We start from the raw sequence: 24,860 nt of genomic DNA on the forward strand, positions 1-24,860 counted from the left end.
TGATTTTCCCTTTCCTCCTGGTAGGAGGGGTCACGCGACACTCAAGTCGAGTGGACCGAAAAAACCGGGGCATTCCAGGGCGTGACGCAGAATCCGCATTCTTCAGCGGTAGATCCTCCCCGTAGATTGCCCGGAGGAACCGCTCATCCTTGAACAGCTCCTCAAGCTTCGCCTGCGCCAGGGCGCAGTGCTTGTCCACGTCCAACTCCACCGGAGAGCGGCGGCTCACCGCGACGCGTCCTCGGACGGTATCGACGCTGGCCTGACAGTTTTGGCCACCTCTGTCCTTGTCCATCACATAGTTGTGCGCAAAGATCGTGCCCGGGATCAGCGGTGATGGTGCTTCCCCCAGAATGGAGTCGCCATTGCGTTCCATGGCGGTCCGACTGACGGGCTCTGCGGTGATTTCGTAGTCCTCCATCAGATGCCTGGATTGGCTACTGAGGCAGCTCCAGCTGAACCAATGGGCGGGCTCGGTGATTTCGACGAAATCCCCACGGTCCATCGGTATGCCGTGGTCCGCGTACACAGGCATGAGTTCGTCCGAGCACGGGTTGAAGATGTCGAACTCCGGGGCATACGGATCAAAGCCCGTGTTGATCGCGGTGTAGTCCACGCGCTCCCAGAACTCAGCGCTCTCCGCCGTCTCCTGCGATGCCTCCGTTACAGGGGCCACCGGCTTGGCAGCGCCCGGTGCGCCCGGGCGCACCACACATCCGCTCACCGCCACCCCGGCGAGGACAATCGTGGCAGCCACGCCCAGCCGCGCGAAGTTCTTGTCATTCGCCACGACTGACTCCTCCTTGCGACACGCGCCGCGTCGCAGGCTCGGCGCTCTTCAACGGCAGGTCGTCTCCATACAGTGCGCGCAAGAATTGTTCGTCTTTCATCACGGAATCGAGGAGCTGCTGCGCGAGCTCACAATGGAGTGCCAGCTCATCGACCTGGTACGTGGTGCCATGGGATACCGCGAGTCGCCCGCGGGCGGTATCGATGTTGATTTGGCAGTTCTGCCCGCTCTTCTCCGTGTGCATCACGTAGTTGTGGGTGAAGTAGGCGCCCGGGACGATGCTTTCAGGGGCGTCCTCCCGAAAGGCATCAGAGCGGGTCTCGATGAGGGTGGGGTTAATCGGTTCCACTGCGATTTCGTAATCGGAGAGGAACCGCTCTGGGTCCTTCATCAAGCAGTTCCACATCACCAAATGGGGTTTTCCTTCGATGACATGGTCGTACGCGCGGGCCTGCCCTAAGCCGAGAGCTTCGTACACTGGCAACAGCTCATCTGCGCAGGGGTTAAACAAGTCGAGGTGCGGGTCGTAGGGGTCAAAGCCGGTGTTGATGGCCGCGTAGTCGACCGTCTCCCAGAAGTCCCCCGCCGCCGGACCTGTGTCGGCCGCCGTTGATGTCGCCATCCCTGCTGCGGGTTCTTCTCCCCCGCCCTGTGGAGTGTTGCTTCCCGGTGCCACCACGCAGCCCGCCGCAAGCAGTCCGACTGCGCCCACTGCTGCAGCGCGCCCGGCACGCACGACGGACGGCCGCAGATGCCGGCCCCGCCGCAGGGCGCGGGTGTTGCTGTTGCTATTTGACGGCGTTGGTGAACGCATCGTTGCGATCCCATTCCTCAGCAATCATCCATGCGGCCGTGCAGGCGTCAGCCCGGGAGGGGAACGATCCGCCGGACAGCACCTCGAGGGTGAAGCGCCCGCGGGTGCGGGAGTCGTGGGCGATCGCGCAGGAGATGTCGAGGTCGTCCGTAGCGGCGAGTCGGTAGTACTGCACGGTGGTGGAGTGGGCGGGCAGCTCTTCGGTGGCGATGTGGGGTGCGCGCTGGCGGGTGTCCCAGTCGCTGGTGAGGTGGATGATGACGTCCTCGTAGGGGGCGAAGGTGGGCCGCAGGTAGCAGCTGTGCATGAGTCCGGGGAGGGAGTATTCGGGGAAACCGCCGGCCACCAGGTCGTAGCTGCCGTAGAGGTCGAACAGTTCCTCGCTGCAGGGGTTGAGGAGCTTCTTCTTCTCCGCGGGCAGTGCGGCGTACAGCGGCCCGTCGAGCCAATCACGTTGTTGTTCTTTAGCACGTTCCCGCCAGTCCACACTGCCTTCGGGCAGGAGGGCTTCGTCCCCACCGGTCGTGGCCCCGGGGAGGGTCGGCCCACCGGCGGCGGGCGGGATCCATTCCTCGGGGAGGGTGCGCTCCAGGTCGTCTAAGCGTTTCTTGCAGGCCGCGTCGCAGCGCTCACCGGCGGCGCGGGCGAGCCGGCCTTGGGTGGTGCCCCACCAGTCGCCTTCGGCGGCGCGGGCGAGCCGGCCTTGGGTGGTGCCCCACCAGTCGCCTTCGGCGGCGGCCGGGGCGTCGCCCCGGTGGCGGCCCCGCCCGGGGTTAGTGTCCGCCGCCGTGTCGTCGCCGTCCCTCGCCCCGCGGGTGCGGGTGGCCGCGGCGCTGCCGCGCGGCGGGGCGGGTGTGGCCGCCGCGGGTGCCTGCCCCTCGCGGTCGAACAGTCCGCCGCCGCGGGCGGCGGTGGGCGGGGTGCTGCTGTCGGCGGCGGTGTGCGCGATACGCGGTGCGTGCTGCCCGCCGGGCAGTGCGCAGCCGACAAGTCCCAGGCCGGCAAGTCCCAGGCACCCCAGGAGCAGCCCCCGCTGCAGCGCGCCAGCGAGGCGCGAACCCTGCCCGGGCGGCGCGGTGCGCGGCTGCGGGTGGCCGCCGGGGTGGGCGTACGCGTGTGAACGATTGTGTGGCATGAGCCATCCCCTCCGAGAACACGGCACACACGCGCCCCACCGCGCAGGCTCCACCGGCAGGACTCCGGCGGCACGGCCCCAGGCGCGCCCCGGGGTGGGGTGCGTGTGTGCATCACATGGAAGACAAGAAAAGAAAGACAGTAAAGACAGTGATGTGAAGACGCCACGCCTCCGCATCCCACCCGCCGTGGTGCGTCTGCACCACAGGCCGGGGCCTGTCGGACTTTGGTGTGGGATGCGAGGTGTGGTTCTCCCCCGCGCGTGCGGGTGCACGCATGGTTGTTGGCAGTGTGCCACAGCAAGGGTTGGCTGCGCAGCGTTTTCGGCAGGATTTTTTCCCACCCCCTCGCAGCGGGGCCTCAGCACCCCAATCATTACCCCCGCCAATTACCCCCATTTGTGTACTCCACACTCATTTTTCGCCGCCGCGCCCCGCCGCGCGGATCGGCCTCAGCGACCGGGTCGCGCACCCCGCACTCGCCCCCGTGCGGGGCCTCCTGGGGAGCCCCCTCGCCGCGCCGTGCCCCGCCCTCAGCGCCACCCCGTGACACCCTCATCGCCGTCCCAGTACCTCCTCACCGCCGCCCCGCCACAGGCACGCACGTACGCTGCGCCTCACCCCTCCTCGCGCCCCCGTCGCGCACACTCACGCTCCGCAGGGCGGAGGCGGCTCCCCCGGGACGGCTGCGGGCCGGCTTCGCGTGGGGGCTTGTCGCCCGACCTGCACATGCACGAGCGCCCCACCGGCAGCGAAGGGGTGTGGCTGCTGAGGGGGCGCTGATGAGGGCGGCTGCGGGGCGCGGGGTGTGCGCCCGCCTGCCGCGCGGGGTTGTTCTGCGTGCCGGGTTAGAGCACCAGGCCGAAGACCGGCACCGCGAGGAAGTAGGTGACCAGGGTGATGAGGACGACGCCAATGAGGTTGAGCCACAGGCCGCCGCGCACCATCTCAGAGATCTTGACGTAGCCGGAGCCGAAAGCGATCGCGTTCGGCGGGGTCGCCACCGGCAGCATGAACGCACAGGTGGCGGCGAGGGCGACGGGGATGGTGAGCAGCATGACGTTCTCCGGGGCGGCCTCCGTCAGGCCGATGCCGACGGCCACGCCGCCCATGATCGGCAGGAACGCCGCCGCGGTGGCGGTGTTGGAGGTGAACTCGGTGAGGAAGATGATGATGAGCGCAATCGCCGCGATGAGCAGGATCGTCGGCAGATTGGCCAGCGCCTTGGACTGTTCACCGATCCACAGGCTCAGACCCGACTCGGAGAACATCTTGCTCAGTGCGAGACCACCGCCGAACAGCAGCAGCACATCCCACGGCAGCTTGGAGGCTGTCGCCCAGTCGATGAGCCGCACGCCCTTCTTCAGGCGGGTGGGGATCATGAACAGCAGCATGGCTGCCGCCATGCCGATCGCAGCATCGGCGATGGCCAGCTTGCTGTCCGTCCGCTTGAGCACGATCGGGATGACAACCCAGCTGATGGCGGCACCGGCGAAGATGATGGCGGTGAGCGTCTCACCGCGGCCCATGCGGCCCATGTCGTCGAGCTCTTTACGAATCAGGTCCCGGCCGCCGGGGATCTCAGCAATCTCGGGCTTGAAGATGGTGACGAGGATGAACCAGGCAATGAAGAGGAACACCACGGCCAGCGGCACGCCGACCATCATCCAGCGGCCAAAGCCGATGACAATGTCGTGGGTGTCCTCTAGGTAGCCCTGGAGCAGCGCGTTCGGCGGGGTGCCGATGATGGTGCCCAGCGAACCGATCGACGCCGAGTAGGCAATGCCCAGCATGAGGGCGGTGGAGAAGTTCTTCAGCTTGTCCACGCCACCAATGATGTCGGCGGCGAGCATGACAATCGACAGACCCAGCGGCAGCATGACGACCGCGGTCGCAGTGTTGGACACCCACATGGACAAAAAGCCCGTGGCCAGCATGAAGCCCAACACCAGCTGCTTCGGCTTCGTACCGACGGCCAGCACCACCGCGAGCGCGAGGCGGCGGTGCAGGTTCCAGCGCTGCATCGCGAGCGCCAGGATGAAGCCGCCCATGAACAGGAAGATGGTGGGGCTGGCGTATTGCCCGGAGATCTTGCCGAAGGCGATGGTCTGGCTGAGCGGGAACACCACCAGCGGCACGAGTGCCGTGGCGGCCAGGGGGATGGCCTCCGTCATCCACCAAATGCCCATGAGCACGGCGGTGGCGGCCGTGATCCGCAGCGCGGAGTCCGTGAACGGCACCTCCGCGTCCGGCTGCAGGCCGTTGACGATGTCGACCGCCGAGTGGGGGAAGATGAGGTAGATGAGGATGGCCGCCAGGATGCCGGCGACCATGCCGATGCCGTGGCGGCGGACGGGGTGCTCGCCGACGCCTTCGGCTTGCTCCAGGTAGTCCATGACCGTGTGGTCGCCAAGGTTTTCGTCTGTGTGCTGATGCACCTGAGGACTCATATCAGGTGTTCCTTTCACCAAAGGGGTAACTGGTGCTCCTCCCTGCCGGTCACAGCCCCCGTGCGATGGACAGGAGCTGCGTCGGTGGTGAGGACACAGGGGACAGTCCCCGCGCACGCCACGGTGTCGCCAGAGACGGCGTCACGCAAAAAAAAGGCATCACCCCAGGGGTGGCGGGGTGGGCACGTGCGGCGGGGTGCGCCGCGAGGTGGAATCGCGGGGAGGAAAGAGCAGCGAAGAAAAGAGTGAAGAAAAGAACGACACCCACGGCACCACCCACCCCGACAGTGCGGGGACGGTGCGGTGGTGGGGGACGAACACGTCGCGGCGCATGCCAGGCAGCGGGGGTATCCGCACCGCTGAGATGGGTGAACTGGCGACAACAACGATTGCCAGTTCGCGCACACCCCACGGGAAAGCCGGTGGGACGACCATGCGCCGCTTCACGTCACAGAACACAAAGTAACGGACACCACGCGGACCTGTCTATGCGTCACACCCGCAGCCCTACCCCCGCCCCACCGATTGGGGGTAGCAGCCCCACACACGCTGTGCGGCGATGCGCACACGTCGGCCACCCGCACGGCGCACACCCCACCCGCCAGGGGCCACACCATCCAAGGATGGACACCCTGAGCGACGAGCGCCGGTCGATCTGGGACCGGCTGGCGAACGCCCCCGCCAGGCCTATCAGAGCTGTGAACGGTGGCGGACGACAACGGCGAGCCGCAGGTGCCTCACTGTGGCTGGCCCTCGGACTACCCCCTGTCTTGGGAATGATCGAGTTCGTCCCTCACCGGCTCACCGGATTCCGGGGACTCGCCAGCCCCTCCCAGCAGGGCCTTGAGTGGTCCCAGATCGACTGGGGTAAGCTCCCCAGGTTCCTGTTCTGAGACACGCTCGCCTACTGGCTGTTCATCATTCCACTGTTCTACCTGCGGCGGTATTTCTGGCGGCAGGAACATCAGGACACCAGCGACAACGACGGCGAGGGTGCACTATAGAGCTCCCGCGAAACCGACATGAACCGGTCCCCCTTTTGCACTTCCATTCCCTTTGATTCAGCCTCACGAACAGCCCTACCAATGCCCCAAGGGCCGCTCCCTGCGCACTACGGAACCCCTTCGGGTACCCCCTTGCCAAATCTATCACCACTGTTCAGGATGTAGACACCACAGAATTGCCACCCCCACCACCTGAAAATTTCCCACATTCACCCCCTTGCGAGCGTTGTTTAGGTTAGTGTGTCCATCAAGAACCCAACCTCCCGATTGGAGCGAGTATGATGAAACGCAAGATCTTAGCGCTCATCAGCGCTGCACTGCTGCTCCCTGCAGTCAGCGCTCCAGCCAACGCCACGCCCGAAGACGCACAGTACGAAGCATTGCTCTCGTCACTGCCTGCCGAAGACCGCGCTGTGGTCGAAGACTACGTCGATCGTGAAATGCGGTATCAGACCCAGCAACATGACGGTCCTCTTGTCATCAACGACGAGGGGGAGACTGAAGACTTGTCTTCCCGAGCGGAGTATCAGCCTCGCACGCTGAGCCCGTTCAAAGACAAGAACAAGTTTGTCGGCGAGCTCTGGAACCAAACGCAGGGGCTATGCACGGCGAACCACATCCGCGGGAGTTTCTGGCTTACCGCTAAGCACTGCTTCCGTAATGGGAGTGAGTTCAACGGCTACATCAAGCAGTATGACGGCACGAAGGCAAACGTCTTGGCTGTATATCTGCACCCCAACGCGACAACCGATCTTGCGATGGTGAGGGTGAGTTCCGGCTTGTCGCCGGAAACTCCTGCACTCTCCAAGGAGCGCCCGAAGAAGGGTACCCGGTTCGCAGTCACCGGTTACGGTGGCCAACGCGACGGCGTTCCCACCCGCTCGGTGTTTTTCGTCACGGACTACGACAAGACCTATGGAAAGCAGCAGTGGCACGGACTGATGGAAATCCACCTCGACGTTCCGCTCCCACACGCGACCGTCGGAGGCGACTCCGGCTCCGGGCTCTTTGCTTATCCCACCACTCTTCATGGTGTCTTGAGTGGCGGTTCCAAAGATCCGAAGGACCCCAAGTACCGAGATTACGCAACCCCTGTCGCAGATCATCTCACGTGGATCAACGAGACCATGAAGACTCCACCTCCGAAGCCTATTGACGTGGTGAAGCCTTTGGATCCCTGCCTTTCCTTCTGCTGGTCCAGCAGCGGAATCAGCAAGGCTGGCGTGGAGACCATTCGTAACCTGATGGAGGAACAGTGACTCACTCCCGACGCATCACGACGCTTGCTCTCGCGGTCGGCCTCTGTGTCCACGGGCTCGCCGCCCCTGCGTCGGCGCAGTCCTCCCACCCAGCGGTTAGTTCCGATCCGGCAGCCCAGGGCTCCGCAGCGTTCGTCTACGGTTCCACCAGTGGCCGCCCCGCAGATGGTGACCTCATCCGTGATTTCCTCCTGATGTTCACGAGTCACCCGGACCGGGTGTTTTCTGCGCTCGAGCGCTGGAACTCGATGTCCTCGTCCTCATCAACGAGCAGCTAAGGATGATGCACTCATGAAACGTTACGCACCCGTTCTTCTCGCCCTGTCGGCCGCAGTGTCACTCGCCACGGCGACTGACGCGCACGCCGCAAGCTCGGGGTCAAGCACGACGAGCTCCACGCAGGCGGGCACAGACACCACCATGTCCCGCGCACGCGCAGTCGAGATTCTCATGCATGGTCCGCTGGACGAATCCCAGGTGATCATGTGCAAAGAGGACCCCCACTGGCCGCCCGGGATGATGATCACCAAGGAAGCCCGGTGGGGTGCAGATGCTGTCTGCCCGGACGAGGCCATCAGCGACGATGACATTGAGGCAGCCCTGGCGCGGGCCGCCAGCGACATCACCATCCTGTTCGAGGCTCAGCAGCGCACCTGGCAGTCGAAAGCCAATGGGTTGTTCCACCATCGTCAGCCCCGATTCTTCGGCTACCTGCCGGCCGTGCTCGGACAGGGAGCCTTGTCCTCGTAGCGCACCTCCCCGGCACACCCCGCAGGCACGCCCCCGGAAGTAGGAGTTCACTACTTTCTCGGGGGCGTGCCTTGTCGCATGTTAGGCGGTCAGCCCCGTCATCTGGTTGATGAGCCAGGCGTACTCGTAGGCCGATTGCCGCCAGGAGGCGTAGCGGCCGGACACGCCGCCGTGGCCGGCGGCCATTTCCGTCTTCAGCAGGAACTCACCGGCGGTGGCAGTCTCGCGGAGGGCGGCGATCCACTTCGCGGGTTCCACGTACAGCACCCGGGTGTCGTTGAGGCTGGTGGTGGCCAAAATGTTGGGGTAGGGCTTGGCGGTGATGTTTTCGTAGGGCGCGTAGGAGGCCATGTAGTCGTACACCTCCGCATCATCCAGCGGGTTGCCCCACTCGTCCCATTCGGTGGCGGTGAGCGGCAGTTCCGGCATGAGCATGCTCGTCAGCGGATCGACGAAGGGCACGGCGGCGTGAATGGCAGTGAAGTACTCGCCGCCCAGGTTCGCCACCGCCCCCATGAGCAGCCCGCCCGCGGAGCCACCCGCGGCCGCCAGCTGCGGCGTCGTCGTCACACCTCGGGCAATCAGGTCCTTGGCGACCGCGATGAAGTCGGTGAAGGTGTTGCGCTTCGTGGTGGTTTTGCCGTTGTCGTACCAGCCGCGGCCCATCTCCCCGCCGCCGCGGACGTGCGCGACCGCGAAGATGATGCCCCGGTCCATCAGCGACAGGCGCATGACGGAGAAACCCGGATCGATGGAGTGCTCGTAGGAGCCGTAGCCGTACAGCAGCACCGGGTGCGGCTGGCTGACATCGAGGTCCGCGCGGTGCACCATACTCACCGGGATGCGGGTGCCATCCTCCGCGGTGGCCCACAGGCGGCGCGCCACATAATCCTCCGGGGTGTAGCCGCCCACCACTTCCTGCTGCTTGAGCACCACCCGCTCCCCCGTGGCGGGGTCCAGCTGGTACAGGGTGGACGGCACCGTGAAGGAGCCGTAGGCTACCCGCAGGCGGCTGGCCTCCCATTCGGCGTTCGCCCCCATCGAGCACGTGTACAACTCCTCCGGGAATTCCAGCTGCTCAAAGGTGCCGAAGAGATCCGCCAGGTCGCCGTCCTGGTCCTCGCCCGGCGCGCGGAGATCCATGATCGCCAGGCGGCCGATGCCGCCCGCCCGGTAGCCCAGCACCAGCCACTGGGCGAAGGGATCCACCCCCTCGAGGCGGACGTCCGCGCGGTGCGGCACGAGGGTGTACGCGGCATCGAAGTCGAGCGGCTGGCCGACCTCCACCACACTGACCGCGAAGTTCGGGCCGAAGGCGTTGTGGGTGACGACCCACAGGTCGCGGCCGCCGAGGTGGATGTGGTCGACGTCGTACTCGCGGCCCTCCTCGCGGGGGCGGATGCACGTGAGCGCACCCTCGGGGTCGCGGGTGTCAAGGTAGTACACCTCGGAGGTCACCTTGGAGCCTGCGGCCACCAGCAGGTACTTCTCACTGCGGGTGGTGCCCACCCCAAGCCAGAAACGCTCATCGTCTTCCTGGTAGACGAGCACGTCGTCCGCGACGTCCGTGCCCATGCGGTGGCGCCACACCTGATAGGGCCGCCAGGAGGAGTCCACCCGGGTGTAGAAGAAATACTCGTCGCCGACCCAGGTGCCGCCACCGTCGATGTTGTCGAGGCGGTCGGGCAGCAGCTCGCCTGTCGCCAGGTCGAGGAACACCAGGGTGTAGCGCTCATCGCCGGCGGTGTCCGTGCTGTAGGCCAGCACCGAGCCCGAGTCGTTGACGGTGGAAGTACCCATGGAGAAAAACTCGTGCCCCTCGGCCAGCGCATTGCAGTCGAGCATGAGTTCCTCGCCGGGGAGGGTGGAGTCTTCGCGCACCTCGGGCGGCATTTCATCGGCCGCGCCGGTGGCGGGCACGCGGCACAACATGCCGTAGCTTTGGCCCTCCTGGGTGCGGGTGAAGTACCACCAGCCGCGCATGCGGGTGGGCACCGACATGTCGGTTTCCTTCACCCGGGACTTCATCTCGTGAAAGAGGTTCTCCCGCAGCGGGGCGAGGAACTCGAGCTGGGAGTCTGTGTAGGCGTTGTTGTCCTCCAGCCAGGCGCGGAGCTCCGCGGAGTCTTTGTCGCGCATCCACTCGTAGTTGTCGACGAAGTCGCGGCCGTGGTGGCTGCGGGTCACCGGGCGGGCCGCCGCCCGGGGCGCGGTGTGTGCATCCGTGTTCATTGTGGAATCCATGCCAGCCATCCTACGGCAGCACACCTACGCCACCGCCGGCCGCACAGGGCACCGCTCCCCGGCACCTGGGCGCGCGGCGCACCCAGCCGCCGAGGAGCGGACAGAGGAACGAAAAAGACAGATACCTGGAGGGCCTTTAAGCCCCGGGGGCGGCGACGCGCGCCAGGTAGTCGGCGAAGCTCGTGCCGGAGATCTTCTCAAAGGCTTCGATGTAGCGGGCCCGGGTCGCGGCAATGACGTCCTCGGGCAGGGTGGGCAGGTCCTCCCAGTCGGTGGTGTTGGCCTTCAACCAGTCGCGCACGTACTGCTTGTCGAAGGAGGGCTGCACCTGGCCTTCCGAGTAGCCCTCGGCGGGCCAGTAGCGGGAGGAGTCCGGGGTGAGCACCTCGTCAGCCAACACCAGCCGGCCCTCAGCATCGCGCCCGAATTCGAACTTCGTGTCCGCGAGGATGACGCCAGCATCCTCCGCGATGCGGGCGGCGGCGGTGTAGATCCCCAGGGTGGCGTCGCGGAGTTCCTCCGCCGCCTCCTGCCCGAGGGCGTTCACCACATAGTCGAAGGTGACGTTTTCATCGTGGTCGCCGATCTCTGCCTTGGTGGCGGGGGTGAAGATCGGCTCCGGCAGGCGGGAGGCCTCCGTCAGTCCCGGGGGAAGCTCAATTCCGCACACGGCGCCGGTCTCCTGGTACTCCTTCAGCGCGCTGCCGGTGAGGTAGCCGCGGGCCACGCACTCGAAGGGCACCATGTCGAGCTTGTTCACCAGCATCGCCCGGCCGCGCACCTCGGCGGGGATGCGGGGGTCGTCGAGGGGGGCTGCGACGTGGTTGGGCACGTCGAGGGCGTGGAAGAAGAACTCGCTCATCGCGGTCAGCACCGCCCCCTTGTCGGGGATGGGGGTGTCGAGGATGTAGTCGAAGGCGCTGATGCGGTCGGAGACCACCATCAGCAGGGTGTCGTCATCAACGGCGTAGATGTCGCGCACCTTACCGGCCGCGATGCGCTCGTAATCATTCAGGCTGCTCACGCCCCTCATGCTAGTGCGCGGCGGCAGAAAGCAACCCTCCTCCATTGCCCCCGGGGCTAGTGCACCCTACCCCCGCGCCGGGGCGCACCCTTTCCTTATATATATAGGGTGCAGTGCAGTGCAGTGCGGGACGGTGCGGTGCAGTGCCGTGCGGTGCGCGCCCACGGCACCTTTAGGTGTGGGTGGCGTCGGCGCGGCTGGTGCGCAGGTGCGCGAGGACGTGGGCGACGTCGCGGATGTCGAGGGTCGGCAGGTAGCACTTGGTGATCCCCAGGCCGATGGCGGGGAGGGCGAGTTCGTCGCGGTAAAGCAACGACCAGGTGCGGTGTTGGGGTTGGAATTTCTTCTTGAAGCTCGCCAGGGAGCGGAACCCGTAGAGGGGTTCCATGGTGTGGCCGATGTGGTCGAGAATGCGCTCAAGGACCCGGGTGCTGTCGCCGTCCTCAGGCGTGGGGTGCGCGAGCGGAGCCCCGGAGAGGCTCACCCAGTCGAGTCCTTCCTCACTGGCGGCGAGGACAGCTTCGGCGATGAGGAATTCGACGACCGGGCGGAAGCCTGCGGCGTCGCGCCGCATGAAGTCGAGCACGAGGCCCCGGGTGGTGCCGTCGACGCGGGCCGGCAGCCAGCTGGTCACCCCGTGGATGTGGCCGTCTGCGCCGACGGCGAGCAGCAGCCGGGCGCCGGGGAGTTGCTCCACCCCGCCGAGAGTGAACCCCATCTCCGGCAGGGCTTTGTCTTGGACCCATTCTTCCGACAGGGCGATGATGCCCTCCCGGGTGCGGCGGGGCGCCTCCTCCCAGGTGGTCCACTGGGCGGTGATGTGTTCTTTCGCCGCCCGGTTGCGGGCGGTGCGCACATCCTGAAATTTCTTGCCCGTGAACGTGACGCTTCCGCGGGTGTCGATGAGGGATTCTTGGGCGACGGGCACGCTGCGGTAGCCGGGGCGGTGGAAGTCCTCGTCGACGGAGTACCAGGCGACCTGCCAGCCCATGCTGCGGGCGTAGGCCTCAAACGCGGTGGCGATCTCCGCGCGCAGCACCCGGCGTTCCGCGGCGGCGGCCGCCGACGTGGGGTCCACCCCGACGCCGGCGATGCGGCCGGCGAGGACCGGCTCCCCGAGGGTGATCGCCACCCCGAGGTGCACCCGGTAGGCAACGTAGCCTGCGTCGACAGGGTCCTCCTCTCCCCTTTCGGCGAGCCCGCCCAGGGGCGGGATGTCTGCGCTCGTGGCGAACCAGTAGCGATTGTCCGGCCACACCGTCATCGCGCTCAAGTGATCGCCGGTGCCGCTGGCGAGGATGCGCCGGGCGCGCGCCACCTGCGCGTCCTCGTGCGGGACCCGCAGTAAGGCGCCCGCGAGGAACACCGCGACCACCACCCAGCAGGCGGTGTGGGCCCCACCGGTGACAGCCCACGCCCAGTAGTCCTGGGGAATGTGGGTGCGGGGCGCGGCAATGGTGTGCGGCAGCACCAGCCGCGGCCAGTCCCCCGGCGTCCAGGGGGTGTCGAAGTGGCGGCGCAGCACCCAACTGCCGGCCGCCCAGGCACCGACAATCGCGAGGAGGGATGCACTGAGGCCCACCAGGTTGAGCCGGGAGCCGCGCACGGGGAAGCTACGCACCGTCACCAGCAGCAGCACAACCGCCAGGCCGCTCGGCGCCAGCGCCCCGCCGAGGTCCACCCACTCGGCAGTACTCGCGGTGGCGGGATCCCCGGCGAGTGCTTCCGCGGAGGCGGCGATGACGAGGAGGCTCGCGAGCTGGCTGCCCAGCATCACCCACCAGGCGAGCCGCCGGCCCCGGGCCAGCCCCAGGGCGGCGACGAACACCACCACGAGCGGCAACGCCCCACTCATCAGGTTCGCGAACCACGCCACCGAGTCGTAGCCTGCGGGAGTGTCCTGCCGGGTGGCAACATCCCACCCGGTGAGCAGCATCGAATCCCGCCAGGGGGCGATCTGCCGGGCGAACTCGGTGACGCTGCCGGCGGGTGCCCGGTGCACCGTCGGCGGGGTCAGTGCCGCAAGGAAGGGGCCGACAAGGGCTTGGACGGTGACAAGCGCGACCGCGAGGCGCCGCTCCCGGACGGACACCCGCGGCCACGCCAGGCGCAGGCCGGCCTGCCGGTGCCCGAGGAGGATACCCAGCCCCGCCCCGCAGGCCAGGGGGAAATCCTCCACCGTGCCGGAAAACAGCAGCATCGTCGCCGCGAGCGCGCCCGCCGCCACCCACACGCGGGTACGCCACAGTGCCGGCGCACTCGCCGCGGCCACGCAGGCGGTGAACACCAGCCACGGCCAGGGGGTGAAGTACATCTGGGCGGAGAACTGCTCGCCCCACGCCGGCACCACAGCGGACGCTGCCCGCACCAACAGCAGCCCGCAGGCAGCGCTGGCGACCTGCCCGCCCAGCATCACCGCCACCAGCCGCCGGGGGCCACAAAGCCGCTGCGCCGGGGGTAGCACCACCAGCGCCAGCACCACACTCATGACCAGCCCCACAAGGTGCAGGTCTCCCACACCCGCGGTGAGCAGCTGCCAGGGGCGCAGCTGCCCCGCCACGATGGGGAGCTGGAGCACCTCCACCGGCAGGAAAAACGTGCCCAGCAGCATCAGCAGCACGATGCCCGTGATGATCATTGGTGCCTCCCGCAGTCGTCTCGCATGGTCTGTGGGCGCCACCGCACAGCGGCGCACGCACACACAAGGACTCTTGCAGCCTATCCCCCGGGCGGCTACAGCACGCATGCCGCAGACAACGCCCACGCACCCGCGTAGCGGATCACCCCTGGTCCCAACGCCCTCCCCCATCTGGGAGCCACGGGTGCCCCGCGGATGCCGGAGAGATACCCTCGACAACATGGTTGCGTCCCCTCATTCCCTGGAAGCCGGCGACCCCCAGCAGCCGCCGCCGATGACGTGCGACTCGGCAGTGCCCGCTCCGGGGCCGGCGCCGAAGTCATGGGCGGCCATCGTCGCAGCGATCCTCACAGGGGCGTGCTGCCTGGCGTGGCTGTTGTTCGGTACTCCGTACCGGTGGGCGGGACCGCTGTGGCAGGACCCGCCGATGGTGCCGTTGTCGTCGTTCGCCGCGATCCGGCTGCTGCCACTGGATGTGGCGGGGACCGTCTGCGGGGTGGTGGCCGGGGTGCTGGGCCTGCGGGCCCGGGGCGCTGTGCCCCGGGTGTGGCGGTGGTCAGTGCTCGGGGCGCTCATCGTCGGCATCGCCACGGTCGCCGCCGCCTGCGGCGCCGGGGACCAGGTGACGCCGCTTGCCGCGGTGGGGGTCGTGGTGTGTTGCTGGCCGCTGGGAGTCTGCGCGGCCCGGGCGGCCGGGTGGCTGGGCGCGCCCCGCACGGTCCCCCTCATGCAGTGGCTGGATAGCGTGGCGCTGCCGCTGGCACTGCTGCCGATAGCGCAGTCGCTGCGCCTGTCGGGGCGCGTCGCCACCGGCCTGTGGCTTACTCCCCCGCTGGGGTGGGCGCTGATGGTGGCCGTGGTGGTACTGCTCGTGCGGGGTGTACGCCGGCATCTTGCATCCCGGGGGACTCTGGGCGCACCGGGCGCGTGGGTGGCGGCAGCGCTCACGATCCTGGGCCTGGGGGCGGGTGTCGTCGGGTTCGTCACCACGGTGGCCGCAGCGTCGGCGATGGCGTTCGCCGACGCACAGGGCGAGGTGACCTCGCCCGTGGCGGTGGACGTCATCGCCGTAGGCGTCCAGGGCATGATCGTCGTGGCGACTGCGTGCGGGCTGGTCGGCCTGGTCGGCCTGATTGCTGGGTGCGCGGGGTGGGTTGCCGCGCCGCTGGTGCAGCACCGTATCGCCCACGGCATGACCGTCCGGCAGCAGCATGTGACGTTCCGTCTCACAGCGATTGTCCTCGGCGGGTTGTTCCTGCTGGGGTTCGTCTTCGCCGGTGGCGGGGTGGTGCCCAGCTTCAGCCTGCACACCGGCCACGCGCTGGTGCCGATTGTGGCGTTGCCGCACCCGCCGCTGCGGGTGCTCTATGAAATCATGGCGCAGCAGCAGGGGCTGCAGCCCTACCCGCAGGATGCGGATATTCCGCTGGCGGTGGCGGCCGCGCCGTTCCCGCCTGGCGGGGGCGTGGTGCTGGCGCTCTCACCGGCGACGCTGGGGGCGACGGTGGCGGCGTGCCTGGGCGTGTGGCTGCTGCTGTGGGGCCTGTGGCCCACGGTGTCCGCGCGCAGTGGGCGCCGGCTGCGGGCCGGTGTGCGGGCACTCCCCGGGGTGCTGTGGGCCGTAGGCGCGGCTGCCACCGTGTGGATGCTCACCCACCTCGCCGACGCCTCGGCTGTGCTGTGGTCACCGCACACCCTGACCGAGAGGGCAACGATAGGGGGTTCGTTCCTGCTGTCCCACGATTACACCCCGCTGGTGGAGGCGACGAACAGTTTCCAGGATGCCCACGCGCTGGCGATCTGTTGTTTCAGTTTCCTGCTGGTGCATACGCTGGCGGCCACCGCGGTGCGCCGTGTCACCGGGACACCGGGCGGTCCGCGGTGGGTGTGGGCCGGGTTGGCGGCGGCGTGGTGGCCGCTGGCGACAGGCCTGGTGCAGACCCTGCCGCAGCCTCACGGGTGGGCGGTCAGCGTATCAACGGCAGGCCCGGCCGCGCTGGTGTGCGTGACAGCTGTCGGCACGGTCGTCTGTGTCCTGTGCGCGGCCAGGGCTGCCGCCCGCGCCGAACAGTAATGTGGGAGTGCCACCCGCCCAGCACCGGCGAAGGAGATTCCCCATGACACTCAGCCTGCGGCGCACACTACCGCCCGCGTGACACGCCCGCTGCGGGCGGCGGCGGCAGGGCTCGCCGCGGCCGCCTGCGCGGCCATCGGCGTGCCAGCAGCCACCCCGCCGACCCGGGTACACCCCGGCGGCACCTGGGGTGAGGAGGTCGTGCCGCCGGTGGCGACGTGGACTCTCACCCCGGGGTATGGGCTCGCCCTCGTCAGTGTCGTGGTGTGCGGCATCCTTGCCGGGTGGGGGCTCGGCGGCCGCGCCCTTAGCCGGTGGGTGTGGGGCCACCTGGTGGCGGGCACGCTCCTGCTCGGGAGTGTGGCGGCGCACTCGGCTCTCGGCGCGGGCTCCCTGCCCGGCGGTGGGCTGCTCCTCTCCGCCGCGGTCGCGTGCGTGGTGCTTCCCGTGGGCTACATCGGGGGCTTCGCACTGAGTCGGCGCCGCGCCGGGGGCACCGCACCGCATGCCCCCACCGCGCCGGTCGTGGTCGCCGGGTGTGCGGTGCCGCTGGCGGCGCTGCCCCTGGCTGGGGCGGTCGCGGGTACGCCGGGAACGTGGGCGCAGCTGCTCGTGGATGCCTCCTGGGTGGTGTCCGCCTGGCTGCTGGTCGCGGCCGTCGCCGCCGGAAGCCGCCTGCTGGGGTGGGTGCGTGGGCGCAGCCCCCGGCAGCAGGCGTGGGTGATGTGGTCGGCGGCACTACTGTCCGGCGGGGTGCTGGCGATCCTCAGTCTCAGCTGGGCGTTGGGCCTGCCGGAGGGCCTGCGCCCGGAGGTGAACGTCGACACGGCCGAGTCCTGGGCGGCGGTTCTGCGCGTCCTCGCGCTGCGGGGTGCAGCACCCGTCGCACAGCTGGTGTGTGTGGCCGTGTTTTTCCTCGCCGTGTGGGGGATCGCCGCGCAGCTCAACGCCAGCCCGGATCGCAGCGGACGCGTGTTGGCCCGGGCAGGTGTGGCCATCTGGGGTGCGGCGCACACCTGGGCGTTCGTCTGGTACCGGCTGTTCATTCCCCTGCAGCTGGATGGGTCGGCTCTCTCCTACCACCTCGCCGCCCGCCCGGGGCTGTTGCTGCCACTGGCGACGACCCTGCCGGGGGCGGCCGAGTGGACGTGGGTGCTGGCATGGTGGACGCTGCGCACTCAGCTGGTGTGCGGCCTTGGAATGTGGGCGCTGCTCTGGGTGGGGTTGTCTCTCGTGGGGCAGCATCGACGGGAACCCACGGTGACGCTGTGGGGTCTTGGGGTGGTGGCACTGGGGTGGTGTGCCGCCCACGCGGCGACGTTGTCGCTGCAGCCGGCGCGCCTCGCCCGCGCCCAGGTTGAGGACGCCTTCGTGGCCGTGTGGCCCGGCACCACGAGCGTGATCCTCGCGCCGCAGTCGGTGGCGGTCTCCGTCGCCGCAGCCACCCTCCTGTTCAGCTTTCTCGCTCTCGACGGGGTGCGGCGCCACGACGTGCGCCAGGCCGGGGCCGGCGCGGGCTGGTGGCTGGTGGCTACCGCGATGCCGACGGCGGCGCTCGCCGGGGGCAGTGCCCCGTGGGTGCTGCTGGGCTGCGGTGCTGCCGTGAGCGCCGCGTGTGTCCTCACGCGCCGCCCAGCCCCCGCCCCCGCCTCAGAAATCAGGGGCACCCCATGACCCCGCAGCGCACCGCCGGCGTTCTCGGGCTCGCCGCCGGGGTGCTGGCATTAGTGCTCTTGTCGCTGCCTGCCGCGTGGATGCCGCCCTACCCCGACCTGCTGTGGGGTGCTCCGGGTTCCCCCGGGATGGCGTGGCACCCCACCTGCGGGGTGTGCGTCGCCCTGATCGCAGGGGTCATGGCCGCCGCGCTGCTCGCTCCCCGCTGGCGGTGGTGGTGGGGGCCCGCGGCCGGCGGCGGTCTCCTCGTGGTTGTGCTCGTGATGCTGTGGGTGGGCGGCTGGGAGGTGCCGCCGCTGGCAGTGCGCGCCCTGGGTGCTGCGGGGTTGCTCGCGCAGGTGCTCCCCGCCGGGATGGTGCTGCGCGACAGGGTGCTCGCCCGTGGCGCGCACCAGGTGACATGGCGGCAGCTCGCAGGCAGTGTCGTGTGCGTGGCCGTCACGTGGCCGCTCGTGCCGGTCGTCGTGGCGCTGTCCGCCGGTGGGCGCACATGGGCCTCGTGGGACGCGGTCGTCATCTCCGCCGGCGGGTGGGTGGTGGCCTGGTTGGTGGTGGTGTGGGTGTGGCCGCGTCTGCGGCGCAGCCCCTGGCCCCTCCAGGGGGCCGCGATCATCATGATTCCTGTGGCCGGTGTCATCGATAGACTGTGGGTGCCGCACACGGCCGACAGCGCGCCCGCGATCGCAAGCCTGATTCTCCTCCGGGGTGTGCTCGCAGGCTGGGCATTCTGCGGTGCCGGGGTCCTCGCCCGCGCGGCCCGCACCGCCAGCGCCGCACTCCGTACCGGGCCCGACGTGACGGCGCGCGTCCTGGCGATCGTTGGGGCTTTCGCCTTAGGCGTGCCGTGGACGATCAACTGCATGCTCATCGCGTTCGGGATTCCCCTGTCGTTCACCCACCCGCCCTCCGCGTCGGTGTTGTCGCTCAAGGCCGCGCCGCTGCCGTCGCTGCTCACGGGGAATCCGGATGTCACCATCTGGGAGCTGTCCGCGAACTCACTCTGGGCGAGCGCGTATCTTCTCGGCGGGCCGCTGCTCGTGGGGTGGGGTGTGGTGGTGCTGCTGCGCAGCCTCTGGGCGCGGATCTCCACCAAGGATGACGGCGCGCTCTGGGGCGTGGTGCTGTGGGTGATGGCCGTGGTGAGTGTGGCGGCGGTGCTCGCCTTCGCCACGAATCCCACGAGCGAGGAGCTGCTTCCCCGCAGGCTGTTCGCCACCGGGGCGGTGTGCTGCGCCGCCGTGCTCCTCACCCGCCACCGCGCGGCCCCCGTGGTCGCCCCCTGGCTCGTCGCTGTCCTCGCGTTGCCGGACGCGCCGAACCCGGCAGTTCTCGCAGGCTCCGCCGCCATGGCCAGCGCCGCGATCCTCGCCGCCACGCTGTGGACCACGCGCAGCGCGCCCGCCCCCGGCAATCAGGGGCGGGCGCGGCGTGCGGGGGCAGAGCTGAGTTAACGCAGCGACAAAAACAGCTTTTCCAGCTTCGCGGCATCCACCGAACCGCCTGTGGGGTCCTGGCGGAAGCATTCCTGCATGCCGGAGGCGATCATGGCGAAGCCGGCCCGGTCGACGGCGGAGGACACCGCCGCGATCTGGGTGACGATGTCTTCACAACTCCGCCCCTCCTCCAGCATGCGGATCACCGCCGCCAGCTGGCCGTGGGCGCGCTTGAGGCGCGTTGCGATCGGCTTCGTCACGTCCGGGTCAAGCTCCATGGATTCCTCTCGAGCGTTGCGCGGCGAGTGCCGCATAGGTCTGGTAGCCGCCGGCCAGGTTGACGGCGGCAATGCCATGCCCGCGCAGCAGGCAGGTGGCGGTGTGGCCGCGCACGCCGACGGCGCAGTGCACCACCAGCGGTTGCGGCAGTGCCGCCACCTCGTCGAGGTGCTCCCGCAGGTGGTCGAGTTCGATGTTGAGTGCGCCGTCGATGTGGCCGCGGGCGTATTCGCCGGGGGTGCGCACATCGAGAACACTACAACCAGTGTCACACAGTGTAAGGAACTCAGTGACGCTGATGGTTTCCGACAGGCCGGTGGCCTGATTGTCGGCGACGAATCCCAGCATGGTGATAGGGTCTTTCGCCAGCCCAAACGGCGGGGCGTAGGCCAGGTCAATGCCGGCCAGGTCGACCACGCTTAAGCCCCCGGCGATCGCGGTGGCGAGCACATCAATGCGCTTATCGACACCGCTGGTGCCGACGACCTGTCCGCCGAGGATGCGCCCGGTGGGCTTGTCGTAGACGAGCTTGATGTGCATCTGGCTCGCGCCGGGATAGTAGGTGGCGTGGTCGAAGGGGTGGGTGTGGATGGTGGCGTAGTCCGCGCCCTTGGCGCGGGCGGTGCGCTCATTCCAGCCGGTGGCGGCGGCCACGAGGCCACCGATCCCGACGATCGCCGTCCCCAGCACCCCGGTGCGACTCCGCTCACCTGCGGCCGCGGCGTGGCCGGCGATGATGTCGGCGGCGGTGCGCCCATCCCGGTTGGCGCTATTGGCCAGGGGCACGTGGGTAGAACTGCCGTCGAGGCGGTCGACTTTCGCCACGGCGTCGCCGACGGCGAGAACATCCGCAGCGCTCGTGCGGTGCTGCTCGTCAACGAGGATGGCACCCCGGTCGTCGAGGGCGATGCCCGCGGCCGCCGCCAGTGCCGTGTCGGGGCGCACGCCGGTGGCGGCGACGACGAGGTCGGCGGGGAGTACGCGCCCGTCGGCCAGTTCCACCGCGTCCGCAGTGATCGCGGCCGCCCGGGTGCCGGTGAGGACCGTGATGCCCATGTCGGCCATGTGGTTATCCACGAAGGCCGCCATCTCCTCGTCCAGGGGCGCGAGGATCTGGGGTGCGGCCTCCACGAGGGTGACCGCCACGCCTCGGGCGTGGAGGTTCTCCGCGAGCTCCACACCAATGAACCCGCCGCCCAGGATGACGGCAGTTGTCGGCGCCTCCGCCAGGGCCGCGACGAGGGCGTCGACGTCGGCGACGTTGCGCAGCGTCAGCGCCCGCTCGACGCCGGGCAGCGGCGGCACCGACGGCCGAGCCCCCGGCGCCAGCAGCAGCTGGTCGTAGCCCAGGGTGTACTCCCCGTCCGGGCCGGCGACGGTCACCTCATGGGCCGCCACGTCCAGCGCCACCGCCTCGTGGCGCACCCGCACGTCCAGGCGGAAGCGTGCCGCCAGCGACTCTGGGGTCTGCAGCAGCAGCGCCTGCCGGTCCTCGATGACCCCGCCCGCATAGTAGGGCAAGCCACAGTTGGCGAAGGAGACATGCTCCCCGCGCTCCAGGACAATGATCTCGGCGTGCTCGTCCAGGCGGCGCAGCCGGGTCGCGGCCGACATGCCGCCGGCCACACCGCCGACGATGACATACGTGGCCATGGCGACTTACCGCCCGAACAGCTTGCCCAGGAAGCCGCCGGACTGCTCCCGGGGGCAGGTGCACTGCTGGTTCTTCGGCACGTTCGCCATGACGGCGTCGACGTGCTGGCCGCAGCCAGCCCAGGTGGTCTTACCGCACTTCTTACAGGTCACAGGACGGCACATGGGAAAAGCTCCTTCGCATCAGTCTCCGCGCACAGTGCGCGGGGACACCGGGGACATTCTTGCGGAACACGTCAATGGACGTGGCGGTGGCGAAAGAAACAACCACCGCCACGACACCCATCACCCAACACCATACCCCCCGGGGTATCCACGTGGGGCCAAAATTCGCCACATCACCCCCACACACCACCCCCGCCGCCGGGCACAACAAATGCCCCCGGGGCTGCGCCTGCGAGGCGCCGCGCCGAGGGCATCGGGGGTGGTGTTAGAGAATGTCGCCCGGGGAGTAGTCGGCGGCCCCGGGGTGCGCGGCCTTGAGCTGCTCAATGCGGGCCAGCACCCGGCCGACCTGGCCGGAGGCGTCGCCGATGAACGCCTGCCGGTCGGCGAGTGCCGCGAGGAGCTGTTCTTCGTCGAGCGGCATCCGCTCGTCGGCGGCGAGCCGGGCTACGAGGTCCTGCTCCCCGCCGTTTTCGCGCATGTTGAGCGCCACCGCCACCGCGTGCTCCTTGATGATCTCGTGGGCGGTTTCCCGGCCCACGCCGGCACGCACCGCCGCCATGAGGATGCGGGTGGTGGCGAGGAACGGCAGGTAGCGTTCCAGCTCCCGGTCGATCATGGCGGGGAAGGCACCGAACTCGTCGAGGACGGTGAGGAAAGTTTCGAACATGCCGTCCAGGGTGAAAAACGCGTCCGGCAGGGCCACGCGCCGCACCACGGAGCAGAACACGTCGCCTTCGTTCCACTGCTGGCCGGACAGGTCGGCCACCATGGTGAGGTAGCCGCGCAGCAGGATCTGCATGCCGCCGACGCGCTCACAGGAGCGGGCGTTCATCTTGTGCGGCATCGCCGAGGACCCCACCTGGCCTTCCTTGAAGCCTTCGGTGACGGTCTCGTTGCCGGCCATGAGCCGGATGGTGTGCGCCAACGAGCTCGGGCCCGCACCCAACTGGACGAGCGCGCTCAAGGCATCGAAGTCGAGGGAGCGGGGGTAGACCTGCCCCACCGAGTCAAAGACGTGGGCGAAACCCAGGTGGTGGGCGATCGACTGCTCCAGGGCGGCCAGCGCCTCCTGGCTGCCCAGCAGGTCCAGCATGTCCTGGGCGGTGCCCATGGGGCCCTTGATGCCGCGCAGCGGGTAGCGGGCCAGCAGCTCCTCCACCCGGGTCACGGCCACGAGCATCTCGTCCGCCGCGGAGGCGAAACGCTTGCCCAGGGTCGTCGCCTGGGCGGCCACGTTGTGGCTGCGGCCCGCCATGACCAGCTCCTGGTACAGCGCCGCCCGGCGCCCCAGGCGGTCAAGCACCGCAATCGCCTTATCCCGCACCAGCGCCAGCGCCTGGGCGACCTGCAGCTGCTCCACGTTCTCGGTGAGATCGCGGCTCGTCATCCCCTTGTGGATGTGCTCGTGGCCGGCGAGCGCATTGAACTCCTCAATGCGAGCCTTCACATCGTGGCGGGTCACCTTCTCCCGGGCGGCAATACTCGCCAGATCAATCTGGTCGATGACGCGCTCATAGTCGGCGATCGCCTCGGCGGGGATGTCCACACCCAGCTCCCGCTGGGCGCGCATCACCGCAATCCACAGCTTCCGCTCGGCAATAATCTTCGACTCGGGCGCCCACAGCGCCACCATCGCCGGGGAGGCGTAGCGCGTCGCGAGAACATTCGGGGTTGCGTTCAACGGGAAATCCAATCAGTCATGCGCTCAAGCGCCGCCAACAATTCTTCAGTATCGCCGCACACGCTCATACGCAGCGCGGTACGGCAGGAATCCGTGGAGCCGAAATCGGCCCCCGGGGCCAGCGCCACACCCGTGGCGTCCAGCAGGTCCGCGCAGAAACGCTGCGCGTCATCCGTGAGCGAGGAGGCATCCAACCACAGGTAGAAACTGCCATCGGCCGGGGCGGCCAGTTCCATCCCCAGCGCCTCAAGGCGCGGGATCGCCAGCGCACAATTGCGCTCATAGCGCGCCACCAGGGGGGCGAACTCCTCCGCATGGTCGAAGGCCGCCAGTGCCGCGTACTGGCTCACCGCCGGCGGGCACAACGCCAGATTACCCAGCAGGTTTTCCACCGGGGTCACCAGCTGCTCCGGAAGGATGAGCCAGCCGACCCGCCAGCCCGTCATCGTGAAAAACTTCGACATGCTGCCGACGACGATCGCGTCCTGCGAAAACTGCCGGGCCGTCGCCAGCGGCCGGCCGAAGGACATCCCGTGGTAAATCTCGTCCGAGATCAACCAGCGGCCACTGTCCTCCGCCCAGCGCGCCAGACGGCCGAGTTCCTCTGGCGAGATGATCGTCGCCGTCGGGTTCGCCGGCGAGGTCACAATCAGCGCCTGCGACTCCGGGGCGTACTCCTCCACCAGCTCAGGCGTCGGCTGGAAGCGCGTGTCAGGCCCCACCGGCACCGCATCCACCTCCAGGTTGAGCGCCCGGGCCGTATTGCGGTACGCCGGGTACCCAGGATCGGTGATCGCGAGGTGCGCGCCCGCATCGAGCAGCGCAATGAACAGCGCCACCAGCCCGCCCGAGGAGCCCGTCGTCACCACCACCTGGGAGGCCTGCGTCGCCACGGAGTAGGTCTCGCGATGCCAGCGGGCAATCCGCTCCCGCAGCGCGGGCAGGCCAGCGATCGGGGTGTAGCCGTGCTGCGCGGTCGCCGCCGCGGCGGCCACCGCCTCCGGCAGGCGCGCCTCCGGCTGGCCGACACACAGCAGAATCGCATCCCCGTGGGTGCGCTGCCGCTGCTCCGCGCGGCCCACGATATCCATGACGCGGAACGGCTCCACCTGGGAGCGCCGGGAGGGCTCCATCAGTCGCTCTCCCCGAAACGCTCCAAGTCCTGCACCCGGCCGGCGGCAATGATGAGGTCACCGGACTGGATGATGTCCTCCGGGCTGGCGGGGCGGAACGACCCCTTCCCCGAACGGATCGCCATGATCCGCACCTCCGCCGGCGCATGCGACGCCGGCTGCCCAATGAGCGACATCGGAGGCGCGAGCTTCACCATCGCGAAGTCCCGGTCGAACTCCACGTACTCCTCCACCCGGCCCGAAATGAGGTGCGCGACCCGGCGGCCCGTGTCCCGCTCCGGGCGGATGACATGGTGCACGCCAATACGGGACAGGATTTTCGCGTGGCTCAAGTTATCGGCCTTGGCCCACACGTTCGGCACCTTCAAATCCACCACCACCGCCGAGGCGGTGAGCAGCGAGGCACCCATGTCGGAGCCAATACCAATGACCACCCGGGGGGCCTCATGCACACTGAGCTGCTTGAGCGCATCCACATTCGTGGTATCCGCCACCGCCACGTGCGTGAGCAGCGGCGCCGCCTTCGACACAATCGACTCGTCGGCATCCACGCCCAACACCTCCACACCGGAGTGCACGAGCTCCTCGCCCAGCGCCAAACCAAAACGGCCCAAGCCCAGCACCACCACCGGCGGAATCTTCTGCTTCGGGCGGAACAT

The 24,860-nt window shown here is 68.6% G+C and carries 19 protein-coding genes; 6 read left to right on the forward strand and 13 right to left on the reverse strand.

Annotation, left to right across the window (positions count from 1 at the left end; genetic code table 11):
* From C1Y63_RS05600 to C1Y63_RS05615, 4 genes are all read right to left on the reverse strand, one after another.
* A partial coding sequence (locus tag C1Y63_RS05600) for a hypothetical protein (protein WP_146128873.1) occupies window positions 1-790 on the reverse strand: 790 nt, incomplete at its 3' end.
* Window positions 780-1,412 (reverse strand): hypothetical protein, encoded by a 633-nt coding sequence (locus C1Y63_RS05605; protein WP_106015490.1) that lies wholly within the window; start codon window positions 1,410-1,412, stop codon window positions 780-782. The genes C1Y63_RS05600 and C1Y63_RS05605, both read right to left, overlap by 11 nt.
* A 166-nt stretch (window positions 1,413-1,578) precedes the next feature.
* Entirely contained in the window at window positions 1,579-2,739 is a 1,161-nt protein-coding gene (locus C1Y63_RS05610; protein ID WP_106015491.1) for a hypothetical protein, read from the reverse strand.
* 846 nt (window positions 2,740-3,585) lie between these two features.
* A complete protein-coding gene (locus C1Y63_RS05615; protein WP_233195598.1) occupies window positions 3,586-5,133 on the reverse strand; it encodes a DASS family sodium-coupled anion symporter in 1,548 nt (515 codons plus the stop codon).
* 1,336 nt (window positions 5,134-6,469) lie between these two features.
* Between C1Y63_RS05615 and C1Y63_RS05620 the strand changes: the two genes are divergently transcribed.
* Genes C1Y63_RS05620 through C1Y63_RS05630 form a run of 3 tightly spaced genes read left to right on the forward strand, consistent with a single transcriptional unit; the run spans window position 6,470 to window position 8,200 of the window.
* A complete protein-coding gene (locus C1Y63_RS05620; protein ID WP_106015493.1) occupies window positions 6,470-7,450 on the forward strand; it encodes a trypsin-like serine protease in 981 nt (326 codons plus the stop codon).
* Window positions 7,447-7,728 carry a hypothetical protein gene (locus C1Y63_RS05625; protein ID WP_106015494.1) on the forward strand — a complete coding sequence of 94 codons (282 nt, stop codon included), beginning with the start codon at window positions 7,447-7,449 and terminating at the stop codon, window positions 7,726-7,728. The genes C1Y63_RS05620 and C1Y63_RS05625 overlap by 4 nt, the downstream gene beginning before the upstream one ends.
* A 13-nt stretch (window positions 7,729-7,741) precedes the next feature.
* Window positions 7,742-8,200: a hypothetical protein gene (locus tag C1Y63_RS05630; RefSeq protein ID WP_106015495.1), complete on the forward strand. Its 459-nt coding sequence runs from the start codon at window positions 7,742-7,744 to the stop codon at window positions 8,198-8,200.
* Window positions 8,201-8,281: 81 nt separating this feature from the next.
* On the opposite strand, the gene C1Y63_RS05635 is transcribed toward C1Y63_RS05630, so the two are convergent.
* The 3 genes from C1Y63_RS05635 to C1Y63_RS05645 all read right to left on the reverse strand — a co-directional run bounded on the left by C1Y63_RS05635 (window position 8,282) and on the right by C1Y63_RS05645 (window position 14,106).
* The gene (locus tag C1Y63_RS05635) at window positions 8,282-10,444 is read right to left on the reverse strand and encodes a S9 family peptidase (protein ID WP_369831022.1); all 2,163 of its coding nucleotides are present in this window, start codon (window positions 10,442-10,444) and stop codon (window positions 8,282-8,284) included.
* Between the two features lie 136 nt (window positions 10,445-10,580).
* Window positions 10,581-11,468 (reverse strand): phosphoribosylaminoimidazolesuccinocarboxamide synthase, encoded by an 888-nt coding sequence (locus tag C1Y63_RS05640; protein ID WP_233195593.1) that lies wholly within the window; start codon window positions 11,466-11,468, stop codon window positions 10,581-10,583.
* Between the two features lie 172 nt (window positions 11,469-11,640).
* The gene (locus C1Y63_RS05645) at window positions 11,641-14,106 is read right to left on the reverse strand and encodes a bifunctional lysylphosphatidylglycerol flippase/synthetase MprF (protein ID WP_146128874.1); all 2,466 of its coding nucleotides are present in this window, start codon (window positions 14,104-14,106) and stop codon (window positions 11,641-11,643) included.
* A 220-nt stretch (window positions 14,107-14,326) separates the two neighbouring features.
* Between C1Y63_RS05645 and C1Y63_RS05650 the strand changes: the two genes are divergently transcribed.
* From C1Y63_RS05650 to C1Y63_RS05660, 3 genes are all read left to right on the forward strand, one after another.
* The gene (locus C1Y63_RS05650) at window positions 14,327-16,180 is read left to right on the forward strand and encodes a hypothetical protein (RefSeq protein WP_106015499.1); all 1,854 of its coding nucleotides are present in this window, start codon (window positions 14,327-14,329) and stop codon (window positions 16,178-16,180) included.
* Window positions 16,181-16,258: 78 nt separating this feature from the next.
* Window positions 16,259-17,854 (forward strand): hypothetical protein, encoded by a 1,596-nt coding sequence (locus C1Y63_RS05655; protein ID WP_106015500.1) that lies wholly within the window; start codon window positions 16,259-16,261, stop codon window positions 17,852-17,854.
* Window positions 17,851-19,305 (forward strand): hypothetical protein, encoded by a 1,455-nt coding sequence (locus C1Y63_RS05660; RefSeq protein ID WP_106015501.1) that lies wholly within the window; start codon window positions 17,851-17,853, stop codon window positions 19,303-19,305. Before C1Y63_RS05655 ends, C1Y63_RS05660 begins: the two co-directional genes overlap by 4 nt.
* On the opposite strand, the gene C1Y63_RS05665 is transcribed toward C1Y63_RS05660, so the two are convergent.
* The 6 genes from C1Y63_RS05665 to C1Y63_RS05685 form a co-directional block, all read right to left on the reverse strand.
* Window positions 19,302-19,565, reverse strand: coding sequence for a metal-sensitive transcriptional regulator (locus tag C1Y63_RS05665; RefSeq protein ID WP_106015502.1), 264 nt, complete (start codon window positions 19,563-19,565; stop codon window positions 19,302-19,304). The two genes, C1Y63_RS05660 and C1Y63_RS05665, sit on opposite strands and share 4 nt — an antisense overlap.
* Entirely contained in the window at window positions 19,555-21,219 is a 1,665-nt protein-coding gene (locus C1Y63_RS05670) for an FAD-dependent oxidoreductase (protein WP_106015503.1), read from the reverse strand. Before C1Y63_RS05670 ends, C1Y63_RS05665 begins: the two co-directional genes overlap by 11 nt.
* A 6-nt stretch (window positions 21,220-21,225) precedes the next feature.
* Complete coding sequence (locus tag C1Y63_RS12820; RefSeq protein WP_199189066.1) at window positions 21,226-21,384, reverse strand: hypothetical protein; 159 nt, start codon at window positions 21,382-21,384, stop codon at window positions 21,226-21,228.
* A 265-nt stretch (window positions 21,385-21,649) separates the two neighbouring features.
* On the reverse strand, window positions 21,650-23,068 hold the full coding sequence (gene purB / locus C1Y63_RS05675) for an adenylosuccinate lyase (protein WP_304481693.1): 1,419 nt from the start codon (window positions 23,066-23,068) through the stop codon (window positions 21,650-21,652).
* Window positions 23,065-24,201, reverse strand: coding sequence for a pyridoxal phosphate-dependent aminotransferase (locus tag C1Y63_RS05680; protein ID WP_106015505.1), 1,137 nt, complete (start codon window positions 24,199-24,201; stop codon window positions 23,065-23,067). Before C1Y63_RS05680 ends, purB begins: the two co-directional genes overlap by 4 nt.
* Window positions 24,201-24,860, reverse strand: coding sequence for a TrkA family potassium uptake protein (locus tag C1Y63_RS05685; protein WP_106015506.1), 660 nt, complete (start codon window positions 24,858-24,860; stop codon window positions 24,201-24,203). Before C1Y63_RS05685 ends, C1Y63_RS05680 begins: the two co-directional genes overlap by 1 nt.

It is taken from the genome of Corynebacterium sp. 13CS0277 (assembly GCF_002994655.1).
Taxonomy (GTDB): domain Bacteria; phylum Actinomycetota; class Actinomycetes; order Mycobacteriales; family Mycobacteriaceae; genus Corynebacterium.